This window comes from Bradyrhizobium huanghuaihaiense (assembly GCF_025200885.1).
Classification (GTDB): Bacteria; Pseudomonadota; Alphaproteobacteria; order Rhizobiales; family Xanthobacteraceae; genus Bradyrhizobium; species Bradyrhizobium huanghuaihaiense.
Map to the genome: position 1 here is coordinate 4,739,935 of NZ_CP104172.1, position 14,006 is coordinate 4,753,940.

General features: G+C 66.7%; 9 protein-coding genes. 3 read left to right on the forward strand and 6 right to left on the reverse strand.

The genetic code is table 11. The features are described from left to right. Positions 1-4: 4 nt before the first annotated feature. Together N2603_RS22615 and N2603_RS22620 are read left to right on the forward strand one after the other, a co-directional pair. A complete protein-coding gene (locus N2603_RS22615; RefSeq protein WP_026311849.1) occupies positions 5-1,507 on the forward strand; it encodes a class I adenylate-forming enzyme family protein in 1,503 nt (500 codons plus the stop codon). 85 nt (positions 1,508-1,592) lie between these two features. Then, the gene (locus N2603_RS22620; RefSeq protein ID WP_260424091.1) at positions 1,593-2,816 is read left to right on the forward strand and encodes a GGDEF domain-containing protein; all 1,224 of its coding nucleotides are present in this window, start codon (positions 1,593-1,595) and stop codon (positions 2,814-2,816) included. Between the two features lie 131 nt (positions 2,817-2,947). Here N2603_RS22620 and mfd read toward each other — a convergent pair whose 3' ends face one another. Both mfd and N2603_RS22630 read right to left on the reverse strand, forming a co-directional pair. Then, positions 2,948-6,466: a transcription-repair coupling factor gene (mfd, locus tag N2603_RS22625; protein ID WP_260424092.1), complete on the reverse strand. Its 3,519-nt coding sequence runs from the start codon at positions 6,464-6,466 to the stop codon at positions 2,948-2,950. Continuing rightward, entirely contained in the window at positions 6,463-6,753 is a 291-nt protein-coding gene (locus N2603_RS22630) for an FAD assembly factor SdhE (protein ID WP_260424093.1), read from the reverse strand. Before N2603_RS22630 ends, mfd begins: the two co-directional genes overlap by 4 nt. 193 nt (positions 6,754-6,946) lie before the next feature. On the opposite strand from N2603_RS22630, the gene recG reads away from it, so the two are divergent. Further along, complete coding sequence (recG, locus tag N2603_RS22635; RefSeq protein WP_260424094.1) at positions 6,947-9,055, forward strand: ATP-dependent DNA helicase RecG; 2,109 nt, start codon at positions 6,947-6,949, stop codon at positions 9,053-9,055. Here the strand turns inward: recG and panE are convergent. The 4 genes from panE to glmS form a co-directional block, all read right to left on the reverse strand. Further along, positions 9,052-9,981, reverse strand: a complete 930-nt coding sequence (gene panE, locus N2603_RS22640; protein ID WP_260424095.1) for a 2-dehydropantoate 2-reductase — start codon at positions 9,979-9,981, stop codon at positions 9,052-9,054. The two genes, recG and panE, sit on opposite strands and share 4 nt — an antisense overlap. A 235-nt stretch (positions 9,982-10,216) precedes the next feature. After that, positions 10,217-11,074, reverse strand: a complete 858-nt coding sequence (locus N2603_RS22645) for an NAD(P)-dependent oxidoreductase (protein WP_260424096.1) — start codon at positions 11,072-11,074, stop codon at positions 10,217-10,219. A gap of 104 nt (positions 11,075-11,178) precedes the next feature. Further along, entirely contained in the window at positions 11,179-11,949 is a 771-nt protein-coding gene (locus N2603_RS22650; RefSeq protein ID WP_018642068.1) for a DUF502 domain-containing protein, read from the reverse strand. A gap of 79 nt (positions 11,950-12,028) precedes the next feature. Beyond that, the gene (glmS, locus tag N2603_RS22655; protein WP_260424097.1) at positions 12,029-13,855 is read right to left on the reverse strand and encodes a glutamine--fructose-6-phosphate transaminase (isomerizing); all 1,827 of its coding nucleotides are present in this window, start codon (positions 13,853-13,855) and stop codon (positions 12,029-12,031) included. Positions 13,856-14,006: the final 151 nt, after the last annotated feature.

A 14,006-nucleotide genomic window follows, 5' to 3' on the forward strand; every position in this document is an offset into this window, starting at 1 on the left:
CGCCGTGAACCAGCCAGCCGTATCGCCGACGCTCGACACGCTGTTTCAGCGCACGCTGATGCGGCAGCCGCACGCCACCGCTCTGCTCGATCCCCTCAACAAGGCGCGCATCACCGGACATCAGCCGCGGCGGATGACCTACACCGAGGCCGACACCGCCATCGAGGCATTGTCGGCCCATTTCGTCGAATCGGGCCTGCCGGCCAATTCCGTCATCGCGATCCAGTTGCCCAACACGGTCGAGTTCGTGCTCACCGTGCTCGCCGCCCATCGCGCCGGCCTCGTCGTTGCCGTGCTGCCGCTGCTGTGGCGGCATGCGGAGCTGACCGCGGCGCTCAACCGCACCGCGGCGCGCGCCATCGTCACCATGAGCACGGTCGACGGCGTCGGCTATGCCGACCTCGCGATGCACGCCGCCGCCGAGGCGTTCTCGATCCGTCATGTCTACGGCTTCGGACGCGACCTGCCCGAAGGCATGGCCTCGCTCGACGACGTCCTGGCCCGACCGCCCGGCACCTCGCGCGCCGTGATCCAGGACGGCCGCAAGGCGGCGATGATCTCCTTCGACGTCACGGCGGAGGGCTTTCGCCCGGTGCCGCGGCCGCATTTCAGCCTGATCGCCGGCGCTCTCGCGATGTCGCTCGAAGCCGACATCAAGCAGGGCGCAACCGTGATGGCGGCGTTCACGCCGATGTCGTTTGCGGGCCTCGCCTCTTCGCTGGCGGTGTGGCTGCTGTCGGGCGGCACGCTGGCGCTGCATCATCCGTTCGAGAACGATGTGCTGGAGCAGCAGATCAACGAGCACGAATGCGAGGTGCTGATCGCGCCGGCGCAGCTCGCGCTGCGGCTGGGCGATGCCGACCTCGCGGCACGAATGCCGACGTTACGCAACGTCGTCGGCCTGTGGCGCGCTCCGGAGCAGGTGGCGGCGAGCGATGCCTGGATCGCGCCGCATGCGCCGCTCACCGACGTCTACCTGTTCGGCGAGGCCGGACTGTTCGGCGCCCGCCGCGGCGAGGACGGCATGCCGGTGCCGGTGATGCCCGGGCCGCACGGCGCGCCGCGCGAGCAGGCCGGCTCCTCCATCGCCGGAGAGATCCTGCTGACGCCGAAGGGCACGCTCGGCCTGCGCGGGGCGATGGTGCCGATCGCGGCCTATGCCCCGCCGCAACCGGTCGGCGAGACGCTGATCGCGCAGCCGCCGCGCGATTATGTCGATACCGGCTATGCGGCGCGGCTCGACCGGGCGAGCGGCGCGATCTGTATCACCGCACCCCCCTCCGGCATCATGGCTGTCGGCGGGTACCGCTTCCTCTCCAACGACCTCCAGGAATGGGCGCGCCGGCTCGGCCAGGGCGCCCTGCTCACCGCGCTGCCCGACCGCCTCTCCGGCCACCGGCTGGCAGGGCGGGCCCTGGACAATGCCCGCGCCCGCGAGGCGCTCAGCGAGCTCGGGCTTAACCCCCTGATGGTCGAGGCATTTCGCGACCGCTCCGGGCCGGGCTGAGCACAGTTTCGCCGGCTCCGTTGACGCCGCATTAAGGCGGCCAAACTAAATTGCGCGGCAGCTGTTGCGTGATCAGAGTTTTTCGATGTCCCAGGCGGGCCCGATCCTGTTTGTGTCCAATGCCGAGCGCCCCGCCTTCGTTGCGGCGCTGGACGAGGCCCGGCTCTTCCCCGTGGTCGACACCGACTGGGCCAGCGCGACGCGGGCGGTCGAGCAGGTGCAGCCGGCTGCGGTCCTCGCCGCGATGCACAGCGGACATGAACCGCATCTGGCACTGCTCGCCAGGAAGATCGCCGACCAATCGCCCTACCTTCCCTTCGTGGCCCTCGATGCGGCGGGCACACTGCCGCACAACGCCCTGCCCTTTGCTTCGCGCGCCGGCTATCCCGATCGCCTGAGTGCGCGTTTACGCGCTGCGCTGCGCGTCCGCACGTTGCATTCGACGGTGCTGCGCCGACTGCCCGAGACGAAGATTGCGCTGCCCGCGGGCGATCCGTCGCGCGATGCCACTGTGCTGCTGATCGGCCGCGGAGCGGCCTATCCCGCGCTGTCCGTCGCACTCGGCGAGCGCGTCGGCGTGGTCGGCGCGCTCTCGATCGAGGCGGCGGCGAAACATCTCAACACCCGCGACATCGACGGCGTCGTGCTCGCCGAAGGGTTTACCGCGCGCGTGACCGACGCCTTCCTCACCGTGCTCGCCGAGGACACCCGCTTCCGCACCCTGCCCGTAGTCGTCACCGCGCACCAGCTCGTGCAAAGCTACGACCTGCCCAATCTCGAACTGATCGCTGGCGAGCCGGCGAAGGTCGCCGCCAACGCGCTGCCGCTGATCCGCCAGCATGCGATGGAAGCGCAGCTGAGCCGCACGCTGCGCTCGATCGACGCCGGCGGCTGGCTCGACCCGCGCAGCGGCCTGCTCACGACGGAAGCCTTCGCCCGCGACTTTGCCAAGGCGGTCGAACAGGCGCTGGCCCGCGGCGGCGGCCTGTCGGTGGCGCGCTTCGCCTTCGATCCCAACAATCCCCGCGCCCAACTCGATGCCGCACGCATCCTCAGCCGCCTGATGCGGCAGATGGATTTCGGTGCGGCCCAGAAGGACGGCTCGGTCATCGTCGTATTCGCCGAGACCGATTTCCGCACCGCGCATATGATCGCGCGCCGCCTCTCGGCGGTGATGCGGCATACGTCGAACGGCAAGCACGAGATGCGCAGCGATCCCGTGGTCAGCGTGGACTCGCTGTCGCCGTCGGATACGGCAAGGTCGCTGCTGGCGCGGCTTTCGGCCGATGCGTCGAGGGCGGCGTCGTAGTTTTCTTGCCGGCTGCCGCAACGAACATCGTCATTGCGAGCGAAGCGAAGCAATCCAGACTGCCTCCGCGGAAAGCTACTGGATTGCTTCGTCGCAAGGGCTCCTCGCAATGACGTGGTGAGACCTGAGCCTCACGCCGCCTTCTTGCTCTCCGCGAGCTGCGCCAGCTGGCGCATGATCTCGGTGGTGCCGGCGAGACGGTCTTCCGGCGTCTCCCAATCCTGCAAGAACACCACCTTCATGTCGGGCCGCACCTTGGCGGCCTGGCCGTAGCTGCGGATGAAGGTCACGAGGCGATCGGGATAGGCGAAGGAATTGTCGCGGAAGACGATGACAGCGCCCTTCGGGCCGGCGTCGATCTTCTCGACATTGGCCCTTCGGCAGAACGCCTTGATCGCGGCGACCTTGAACAGGTAGCGCACCTCGTCCGGCAGCACGCCGAAGCGGTCGCGCATCTCGGCGCCAAAATTCTCGATCTCCTCCTCGGTGTCGAGATCGGCGAGGCGCCGGTACAGCGACAGCCGCACCGAGAGATCGCTGACGTAATCCTCGGGGATGAGCACGGGCATGCCAATCGTGATCGACGGCGACCAGCGGTCGGCGGCGGGCTCGGAGACGCCGGCCTTGAGGTTGACGATCGCCTCCTCCAGCATCGATTGGTAGAGCTCGAAGCCGACCTCCTTGATGTGGCCGGACTGCTCTTCGCCGAGCAAATTGCCGGCGCCGCGGATATCGAGATCGTGCGAGGCGAGCTGGAAACCCGCGCCCAGCGTCTCCAGCGATTGCAGCACGGTGAGCCGGCGCTCGGCCTGCACCGTGATCTTCTGCTGCGCCGGCAGCGTGAACAGCGCGTACGCCCGCAGCTTGGAGCGGCCGACGCGGCCGCGGAGCTGATAGAGCTGGGCCAGGCCGAACATGTCGGCGCGATGCACGATCAGCGTGTTGGCGTTGGGAATGTCGAGGCCGGATTCGACGATCGTGGTCGACAGCAGGATGTCGAACTTGCCGTCGTAGAACGCGGTCATGATGTCCTCAATCACGGCGGGCGGCATCTGCCCGTGCGCGACCGCGACCTTCATCTCCGGCACGTTCTTGTCGAGGAAATCCTTGACCTCGGCGAGGTCGTCGATGCGCGGGACGACGTAAAATGCTTGGCCACCGCGATAGCGCTCGCGCAAGAGCGCCTCGCGGATCATCAGCGGATCATGCGGGGCGACGAAGGTGCGGACCGCCAAGCGATCGACCGGGGGCGAGGCGATGATCGAGAGCTCGCGGACGCCGGTCAGCGCCAGCTGCAGCGTGCGAGGGATCGGCGTCGCCGACAGCGTCAGCACGTGCACCTCGGAACGAAGCGCCTTCAGCCGCTCCTTGTGGGTGACGCCGAAATGCTGCTCCTCGTCGACGATGACAAGACCGAGATCGCGGAATTTGATGGCCTTGCCGAGCAGCGCGTGGGTGCCGACGACGATGTCGACGGAGCCGTCGGCGATGCCCTTCTTGACCTGGTTCAGCTCCTTGGTCGCGATCAGGCGCGAGGCCTGCGCCACGTTCACCGGAAAGCCCTTGAATCGCTCGGTGAAGGTTTTGGCGTGCTGGCGCGCGAGCAGCGTGGTCGGCACCACGACCGCGACCTGCTTGCCTTCGAGCGCAACGGCAAACGCCGCGCGGAGCGCAACCTCGGTCTTGCCGAAGCCGACGTCGCCGCAGATCAGCCGATCCATGGGACGGCCGAGCTCGAGGTCCTTCAGGGTCGATTCGATCGCCCCTAACTGGTCCTCGGTCTCGTCATAGGGGAAGCGCGCGCAGAACTCGTCATAAAGGCCCTGCTGCACCGGCAGCTTGGGCGCCTCGTGCAGATGACGCGCGGCAGCGATCTTGATCAGCTCACCCGCGATCTCGCGGATGCGGTTCTTCAGTTTCGCCTTGCGGGTCTGCCAGCCGGAGCCACCCAGGCGATCCAGCTCGACCGTGGTCTGGTCGGAGCCGTAGCGCGACAAGAGCTCGATGTTCTCGACGGGCAGGAACAGCTTGGTCTCGGCGGCATAGTGCAGCTCGAGGCAGTCGTGCGGCGCGCCGGCAACGTCGAGCGTCTGCAGGCCGATGAAGCGGCCGATGCCATGCTCGACATGGACGACGATGTCGCCGGCGGCGAGGCTCGTCACCTCCGAGATGAAATTGTCGAGCTTGCGGCTCGCCTTGCGCGGCCGCACCAGGCGGTCGCCAAGAATGTCCTGCTCGCTGATGATGGCGATCTCGTCGGTCTCGAAACCGCTTTCGAGGCCGAGCACGGCGAGCATGGTCTCGTTGCGCGGGGTCGCCTGCACCGTGCGCCAGGCGTTGACGCTGGTGGTATGCGCGAGCTTGTGGTCGCGCAGCATCGAGGTCATGCGATCGCGGGAGCCTTCGGTCCACAGCGCGATCACGACCTTCTTGCGCTGCGCCTGCAGCGCCATGACGTGGCTGACGACGGACTCGAACACGTTGACGGTGGTGTCGTTGCGCTCCGGCGCGAAGTCGCGGCCCTTGCGCGCGCCGGCATCGACGACACTCGTCCCGTCCGCCGGGACCGAGAACTGCGTCAACCGCACCAGTGGCATCCCGCTTTCGCGCTTGGTCCACTCCTCGTCGGTCAAATAGAGCCGGTCTGGCGGCAGCGGCTTGTAAATGGCGCCACCGCCTGGATGCTCCATGGCGTCGCGGCGGGCCTCGTAATAGTCCTGGATCTGCTTGAAGCGCTCGCGGATGGCATCTTCGGCCTGCGGCTCGATCGCGACGGGTGCGCCTTGCAGATAGTCGAACAGCGTGTCCATCCGGTCCTGGAACAGCGGCAGCCAGTGCTCCATGCCGGGATGGCGGCGGCCCTCGCTGACGGCTTCGTACAGCGCATCATCGCGCTCGGGCGCGCCAAACTCGGCGACATAGCCCATGCGGAAACGGCGGATGGTATCGGTGACGAGCTGGAACTCGGAGACCGGCACGAGATCGAGCGAGCGCATGTCGAGCAGCGTGCGCTGGGTCTCGGCATCGAAGGAGCGGATCGATTCCAGGCTGTCGCCGAAGAAGTCGAAACGGACCGGCTGCTCGAGGCCGGCCGGAAACAGGTCCAGGATGCCGCCGCGCACGGCATATTCGCCCGGTTCGCGCACGGTGGAGGAACGGTTGTAGCCGTTGTGCTCGAGCCAGGCGACGACGGTGTCCATCGGCACGACATTGCCGGGCGCGACCGACAACGCTTGCGCCGCGACCAGCTCGCGCGCGGGCACGCGTTGCACCACGGCGTTCACCGTGGTCAGCACGATCAGCGGCTTGTCGCTGCCGGTGAGCGAGGCGAGCCGCGCCAGCGTGGTGAGGCGCTGCGCAAGAATGCCGCCATGCGGCGAGACGCGGTCATAGGGCTGGCAGTCCCAGGCCGGAAAGGTCAGCACCGGCAGATCGGGCGCAAAGAACCGCAGCGCGCGTTCGAGCTGCTGCATGCGCCCGCCGTCGCGGCAGACCACGGCGAGGCTGACCGCCGGCTTCTTCGGCCGCGCCGCGGTCGCGCGGGCGAGATCCGAGACGACGAGCCCTTCCGCGCCCTCGGCGACATTGGCGAGCGTCAGCGCGCGGCCGGGCGTGAGCAGCTCGGCCGGCGATTTCATCCCCTGCTTCATGCGTTGCCGTCCGCGATCGGAAACGCCTTGATGCGGGCGAACAGCGCGCCGGTGACGTCGGCCGGCAGCACCTTGTCGCCGGTGATGGCGGCATAGAGATCGGGATCGTTGACCTCGAGCAGGGTCTCGAGCTGATCAAGCTCGGTGTCGGACAGGTTGCCGATCTCGGCGTCCGCGAAGCGGCCGAGGATCAGGTCCATCTCGCGCGTGCCGCGGTGCCAGCAGCGGAACAAAAGCCGCTTGCGGCGCTCGTCCAGCCCGCTGCTCGATCGTGTCGTTCCCGTCATGTCTCAAATCCAGTCAAACGCAGAAAGCCCGGACGTGCCGGGCGGGGGTGATATAGCCACTCGGACCGCCGGTGTCAGCCCTTTGTTATTGCAATTGTTTGGGGACCGTCATTGCCGGGCTTGACCCGGCAATCCATCGTCATTGAAAAGATGGATGCGCGGGTCAAGCCCGCGCATGACGAATGTTGCGAGAATGCGCCCCAGCCTGCTCAATCCGCTGTTTGCTCCCGTGACCAGCCTGCCCGGCGTCGGTCCGAAGCAGGACAAGCTGCTGCAGTACCTGCTCGGCCGGAGCGAGACGCCGCGGCTGGTCGACCTGCTGCTGCATCTGCCCAGCCAGGTCATCGACCGCCGGGCGCGGCCAAAAATCCGCGACGCGGCCGTTGGAACCATGGTGACGCTGGAGGTCACCGTCGATCGCCACCGCCCGCCCCCGCCGCGCAACGCCCGCGCGCCGTATCTGGTCTACGCGAGCGACGACACCGGCGATGTCGTGCTGACCTTCTTCCGCGCCAAGCCCGGCTATGTCGAGAAGCTGCTGCCAATGGGGGAGAAGCGCTACGTCTCCGGCACGCTGCAGATGTACGACGGCATTCCGCAGATCGTGCATCCCGATCGCGTGCTCGATGAAGAGGCGATCTCAAAGCTCTCCGGGATCGACCCGGTCTATCCGCTGACGGAGGGGCTCGCGCTCGGTTCGCTCCGCCGCGCGATCGCGCAGGCGCTGCAGAAGCTCCCCGCTCTGCCGGAATGGATCAGCCCGGAAGTGCTGCGCCGCTGCCACTTCCCGCCAATCGCGGAAGCGCTCACGCGGGTGCACCAGCCGGTCGAGCTTACGGACATCCTGCCCGACCAGCCCTTCTGGTCGCGCCTCGCCTTCGATGAGCTCCTGGCCGGCCAGCTTGCACTCGCCTTGATCCGCGCGCAGCTGCGCCGCCCCGCCGGTGTCCGCAATGCCGGCGACGGGCACCTGCGCAACAAGATCATCGACGCCCTTCCTTACGCGCTCACACCCTCCCAGCGCAGCGCCGCGGCCGCCATCGCCGAGGACCTGAAGCAGCCGGTGCGCATGCTGCGCCTGCTGCAGGGCGACGTCGGCTCGGGCAAAACAGTCGTGGCGCTGCTCGCGGCCGCCGCAGTGGCCGAAGTCGGCAAGCAGGCCGCGCTGATGGCGCCGACGGAAATCCTGGCGCGCCAGCACATCAAGACCATCGCGCCGCTCGCCGAACGCGCCGGAATGCGCGTTGCAATCCTCACCGGCCGGGAAAAGGGCAAGGAGCGGCGCGAGATCATCAGCCAGCTTGCCGAGGGCGAGATCGATCTGCTCGTCGGCACCCACGCGCTGATCCAGGACGACGTGATCTTCCACGATCTGGCGCTCGCCATCGTCGACGAGCAGCATCGCTTTGGCGTGCGCGAGCGCCTTGCGCTGACATCCAAGGGCGAAGCCGTGGACGTGCTGGTGCTGAGCGCAACGCCGATCCCGCGCACGCTGGTGCTGACCTATTTCGGCGACATGGACATCAGCGAGCTGCGCGAAAAACCCGCCGGCCGCCAGCCGATCGACACTCGCGCGGTGCCGATGAGCCGCATCAGTGAGGTCATGGAGGGTGTCGGCCGCGCGCTCGAAACCGGCAAGCTGGTCTACTGGATCTGCCCGCTGGTCGAGGAATCCGAGGCCGAGGGTACCGAGCATCTCACCAATGCGACCAAGCGTTTCGAGAGCCTGCAAAAACGTTTTGGCGACCGCGTTGGCCTCGTCCACGGCCAGATGAAGGGCACCGAGAAGGACCGGGTGATGGCCCAGTTCGCCGCTCACGAGATCGGCCTTCTGGTTGCGACCACCGTGGTCGAGGTCGGCGTCGACGTGCCCGCCGCAACCATCATGGTGATCGAGAACGCCGAGCGCTTCGGCCTTGCCCAGCTGCACCAGCTGCGCGGCCGCATCGGGCGCGGCTCGGAAGCTTCGACCTGCATTCTGCTCTATGGCGAGCCGCTCGGCGAGATGTCGAAGGCACGGCTGAAAGTGATCCGCGAGACCACCGACGGCTTCCGCATCGCCGAGGAAGACCTGAAGCTGCGCGGCGAAGGCGACGTGCTCGGCGTCCGCCAGAGCGGCCTGCCCGGCTACCGCATCGCGCGCTCGGAGGTCCACGGCCAGCTCATCACCCAGGCTAGAGACGAGGCGCTGCGCATCCTCAAGGATGATCCCAAGCTCAAGGGCGAGCGTGGCGAGGCGCTGCGCTGCCTGCTGTATCTGTACGAGCGGGACGAAGCGATCCCGCTGATCGGCGCGGGTTAGCTCCCTGCCCTTCGCCGCCCGATCTCGTAGGCGGCCACATGCGCGCGGGCGAGGTCCAGCAGCGGCGTGTCGATGCCGAGCGTATGGGCCCGATTGGCCATATCGCCCAAAATATGTTCCGCTTCGGTGATCGAGCCGCGCTCGATGTCGCGCAGCATCGAGGCCTTCAGCGGCGAATCCAGCGTGGTGAACAGTTTTCGGTCGAACTCGATGAACGGCGCACGTGGCTCGAAACCTGAGGCCGTCGCAACTGTGCAGCATTCCGCAAACAGGCGGAAGATCGACTGTTCGCCGTTGGGCACGGCGAGGATGTCTCCGATGCTTGCGCGCATCAGGCAGGTGATGCCGGCGAGCGTCGAGAGCTGGACGAACTTCTCCCACATGTCCTGCATGATCGCTTCGCTGGCGCGCACGTCGATGCCGGGGACCTGGAGCAGCTTTTCCAGGGCGAGCGCACGCTCGCTGAGCGACCCCTCGATCTCGCCGAAGACGATCGTCTGGTTGGCCATGAACTGGATGACGCGGCCATCCGCATCGAGCCCGGCACTGACATTCGCGAGCCCGCCGAGGACGCGCGCGGCGCCGAACCTTGTGGTCAGGGCGTCGAGATGTTTCAACCCGTTGAGGATCGGCAAAATCATCGTGTTGGGGCCGACGGCGGGCGCAAACTGGCTCATGGCATCGTCGAGCGAGTAGGCCTTCACGCCGACAAGCACGACGTCGAACGGTTCCTTGAGATCGCTTGCCAGAAGGACCTTCGGCTGCACGGCGAAGTCGCCATGCGGGCTCACGACCTGCAGTCCCTTTCGCCGCAATTGCTCGGCCCGCGCGGGCCGCACCAGAAAGGTCACGTCGCCGCCCGCGCGGACGAGGCAGCCTCCATAATAGCCGCCAAGCGCCCCCGCGCCGATCACCAGCACTCTCATTCGAATTCCTGCACGTGTCTGCTTCAGCAAGATAGTAGCAGATGGAGCTTGCGACGTCTCCTCCTCGTCATTGCGAGCGCAGCGAAGCAATCCAGAATCCCTCCGCGGAAAGACTCTGGATTGCTTCGCTTCGCTCGCAATGACGATGTGGGTGGAGCTCGGCACACGTTGTGCGCTTGAGGCGCGACCGGGACATCCAGGGCTTTCCGGAGTAGGTTTCGGCAGCTCCTGACGACTAGGTCTTCTTCCGCGCGATACTCGCAGCGAATGCCTTCATCAGCTCCGCATCCGCCGCCTCGCCATTCGCATCCTCCGCGAGGTGCTCGAACCAGCGCGCAAAGCCCTCATAGATCTGGCTGGCCGGATGATCGGCGCCCAGGAAGCCGGAAATCTCCCGCATCTCCGCAACCCAGCGATAGGCTTTCGGAATCATGTCCGGCAACGCCACTTCGAGCCGGGCCAGGATCGCGGGCTGGCTCAGCGCGAGCTCGTCGCGGAGCGCATCGGCCGCGCCCGCTTTCGTTGCCGCAACCACCATGGCCGACCCGATGCCGGCGAGACCCTTGACGATTCCGGCATAGGACATTTTCAGCGCCGAGGCCGCGCCGACCGGTCCTTCGACGATCCGCACGTCGAGGCCGAGATCCTTCAGCACAGCGACGTCCTTCGCATGCTCGCCGGACATGTAGAAGGCCGGGCTCTTGCCACCTCGCTGCGGTGGAAAGCCGATGATGCCGCCATCGACGAACGGCGCCTGCGCCGAGCCGATGATCTCCTCGATCCGCTGCACGGTGTCGACGTTGACCGCGTTGCAGTCGACGACCACGGGCTTCTTCGCGCGCCGGACGATCAGCGCGGCCAGGCGTTCGGCGAGTGCAACGGCCTCGCCCGGCGGCACGATCGAGAGGATGATGTCGGCGTCTGCGATCGCGTCGTCCTCGGCGCCGATCATGCCGGCATCCGCCGCGCGCTTCTGCGTCGCCTCACTCCGCCCCTTCAGCGAGGTCAGCACGCGCGCGCCGTTTTCGCTGAGACGGCGGGCCACGGCGCTGCCCATGGCGCCGGGTGCGAGGATCGCAATGGTCTTTGACATCGTGCACTCCAGGTCGAATTCCGAGCGAGGCGCTCAGACCGACCGGAGACTAGCAGAGGATGCGAGTCCTTGCGTGAATGCGGCCATCCCGCAGCGGAATGGCCCTACTCCACCTTCGCAGGCTGAGGTTGGAGCGTCGAGGCGTTGGCGATGCGCGCGGCATTGGCCATGCCCGCGAGCGCAGCCGCCTTCTTCGGGTCGGGCGCCGAGCCCGGCTGCACCACGCCGGCCGACATGATCAGGGTTGCGGCATCCTCGGCGCTGAGGTCGACCTCGATGATCTTGCTCTTGGGCACGTAGAAGAAGAAGCCGGTGGTCGGGTTCGGCGAGCACGGCAGGAACACCGAGACGTGCTCCTCCTGCCCAGGCAGGCTGCGGGCGATGTCCTCGCTCGGCGATTGCGAGATCAGCACGATCGACCACATGCCCGGCGAGGGAAACTCGACGAGGCCGACTTTGCGGAAGCTCGAGCCCTTGCCCGAGAACAGCGTCTCGAACACCTGCTTCAGCCCGCGATAGATCGCGCGCACCGCCGGGATGCGGCCGAGGAAGGTCTCGCCGACGTCGACCAGCGTCCGGCCGATCAGGTTCGCGGCGAGGAAGCCGACCAGCGTCAGCGTGAAGAATGCGACAATCAGTCCCCAGCCGGGAACGCCGTACGGCAGATAGGTTTCGGGCCGATAGGCCAGCGGGACGAAGGGCCGCACCACGCCATCGACCCAGGTGACGAACCACCAGACGAGATAAAGAGTGATTGCGATCGGCCCCGTCACGACGAGGCCGGTCAGGAAGTAATTGCGGAAGCGGCCCATCAGGCCGGTATGCGGTTCCGGAGCGGGATCAAGCGGCGCGGGGACGTCGTCGCGGGTGGTCATTCGGGTTCCAGGTCAGTCGCTGCACTCAAGCTAGGGTCTTCTAGCAGGTTTTGGAAGAGTGCAGCCCGGTCCCTTCTGCCTATTCCACGGTCACGGACTTCGCGAGATTGCGCGGCTGGTCGACGTCGGTGCCCATGATGACAGCCGTATGATAGGCGAGCAGCTGCACCGGGACGGCATAGACCATCGGCGTGAACGCCGCCGCCATGTCGGGCATGACGATGGTGACGAGCGAGTCGACAGTCGCCTCCTCCGCGCCCTTGGCGTCGGTCATCAGGATGATCTTGCCGCCGCGGGCGGCGACCTCCTGCATGTTCGAGACGGTCTTCTCGAACACCCGGTCATAGGGCGCGATGACGACAACCGGCATGGTCTCGTCGATCAGCGCGATCGGGCCGTGCTTGAGCTCGCCGGCGGCATAGCCTTCGGCGTGGATGTAGGAGATCTCCTTCAGCTTCAGCGCGCCTTCGAGCGCCAGCGGGAAGCTGGTGCCGCGGCCGAGATAAAGCACGTCGCGCGATTTCGCGATCTCGCGCGAGAGCTTCTCGATCTGCAGCTCGGTGGTGAGCGCATCCGACATCAGTCGCGGGACCTCGACGAGGCCATGGACCAGCTTGGTCTCGTCCTCGTCGGACAATTCGCCTCTGGCCTTGCCGGCCGCGATCGCGAGATTGGCGAGCACCATGAGCTGGCAGGTGAAGGCCTTGGTCGAGGCGACGCCGATCTCGGGTCCGGCCAGCGTTGGCAGCACGGTCTCGCTCTCGCGCGCGATGGTCGAGGTCGGCACGTTGACGACCGCGATCGTGTGCACGCCCTCGCCCTTGGCGTAGCGCAGCGCCGCCAGCGTGTCGGCGGTCTCGCCGGACTGCGAGATGAAGATGGCGAGATCGCCCTTGCGCAAGGGCGCCTCGCGGTAGCGGAATTCGGAGGCGACGTCGACCTCGACCGGCACGCGCGCAAAGCGCTCGAACCAGTATTTTGCGACGAAGCCGGCATAGCTCGCGGTGCCGCAGGCGGTGATGTTGATGCGCTGGATGGTCTTGAAGTCGAACGGCAGTTTGACCGGCAGCGCGACCCGCTCGGTCGCCATGTCGACATAGCGCGCCAGGGTGTGGCCGACCACTTCCGGCTGCTCGTGGATCTCCTTGGCCATGAAGTGGCGGTAATTGGCCTTGTCGACCAACGAGGTCGAGGCCGCATGCCTGATCTTCTCGCGCTGGGCGGCGTGGCCATCCTTGTCGAAGATGGTGGCGCTCTTGCGGGTCAGCACGACCCAGTCGCCGTCCTCGAGATAGCTGATCGTGTCGGTGAACGGGCCGAGCGCGATGGCATCGGAGCCGAGATACATCTCGCCGTCGCCGTAACCGATCGCGAGCGGTGGGCCGTTGCGGGCGCCGATCATGAGGTCGTCGTCGCCGGCGAAGATGAAGCCGAGCGCGAAGGCGCCGCGCAGGCGTCCCAGCGCGAGCTTCACCGCTTCCACGGGCCTGTTGCCGCGCGTCAGCAGATCGTCGACGAGATGCAGCACGATCTCGGTGTCGGTCTCGGTGTGGAACACCGTGCCCTTCTTCTCGAGCTCCTCGCGCAGCTCGCGGAAATTCTCGATGATGCCGTTGTGGACCACGGCGACGCGCTCGGTCGCATGCGGATGGGCATTGTTGACGGTCGGCTTGCCGTGGGTGGCCCAGCGGGTGTGGCCGATGCCGGTCGTTCCCTTGAGCGGCTCGGCCTCCAGCCGCTTCTCCAGATTCTTCAGCTTGCCCTCGGCGCGGCGGCGCTCGAGATGCTTGCCCTCGAGCGTGGCGACGCCCGCGGAGTCGTAGCCGCGATATTCAAGACGTTTGAGCGAATCCACCAATTGCTCTGCAACCGGCTCGCGCCCGAGAATGCCGACAATCCCGCACATGCGGATCAATATCCCCCAAATCGTCGAAAAATCGCCAAAACGACGCGTTCAGTTTTTAGCGAAATTCCGAGGGAACCATATACTCAATAATTATTGCTGATTGAGACAGCATTCGCCGGCACCATTGCTCTGTCTGCGTCGATGTGGCCGG

What these genes read in the sequence shown, in the direction of transcription:
- N2603_RS22620 (WP_260424091.1), top strand. Translation starts at nt 1,593, where the DNA reads ATGTCCCAGGCGGGCCCGATCCTGTTTGTGTCCAATGCCGAGCGCCCC.
- N2603_RS22630 (WP_260424093.1), bottom strand. Translation starts at nt 6,753, where the DNA reads ATGACGGGAACGACACGATCGAGCAGCGGGCTGGACGAGCGCCGCAAG.
- N2603_RS22645 (WP_260424096.1), bottom strand. Translation starts at nt 11,074, where the DNA reads ATGTCAAAGACCATTGCGATCCTCGCACCCGGCGCCATGGGCAGCGCC.
- recG (WP_260424094.1), top strand. Translation starts at nt 6,947, where the DNA reads ATGCGCCCCAGCCTGCTCAATCCGCTGTTTGCTCCCGTGACCAGCCTG.
- mfd (WP_260424092.1), bottom strand. Translation starts at nt 6,466, where the DNA reads ATGAAGCAGGGGATGAAATCGCCGGCCGAGCTGCTCACGCCCGGCCGC.
- panE (WP_260424095.1), bottom strand. Translation starts at nt 9,981, where the DNA reads ATGAGAGTGCTGGTGATCGGCGCGGGGGCGCTTGGCGGCTATTATGGA.
- N2603_RS22650 (WP_018642068.1), bottom strand. Translation starts at nt 11,949, where the DNA reads ATGACCACCCGCGACGACGTCCCCGCGCCGCTTGATCCCGCTCCGGAA.
- glmS (WP_260424097.1), bottom strand. Translation starts at nt 13,855, where the DNA reads ATGTGCGGGATTGTCGGCATTCTCGGGCGCGAGCCGGTTGCAGAGCAA.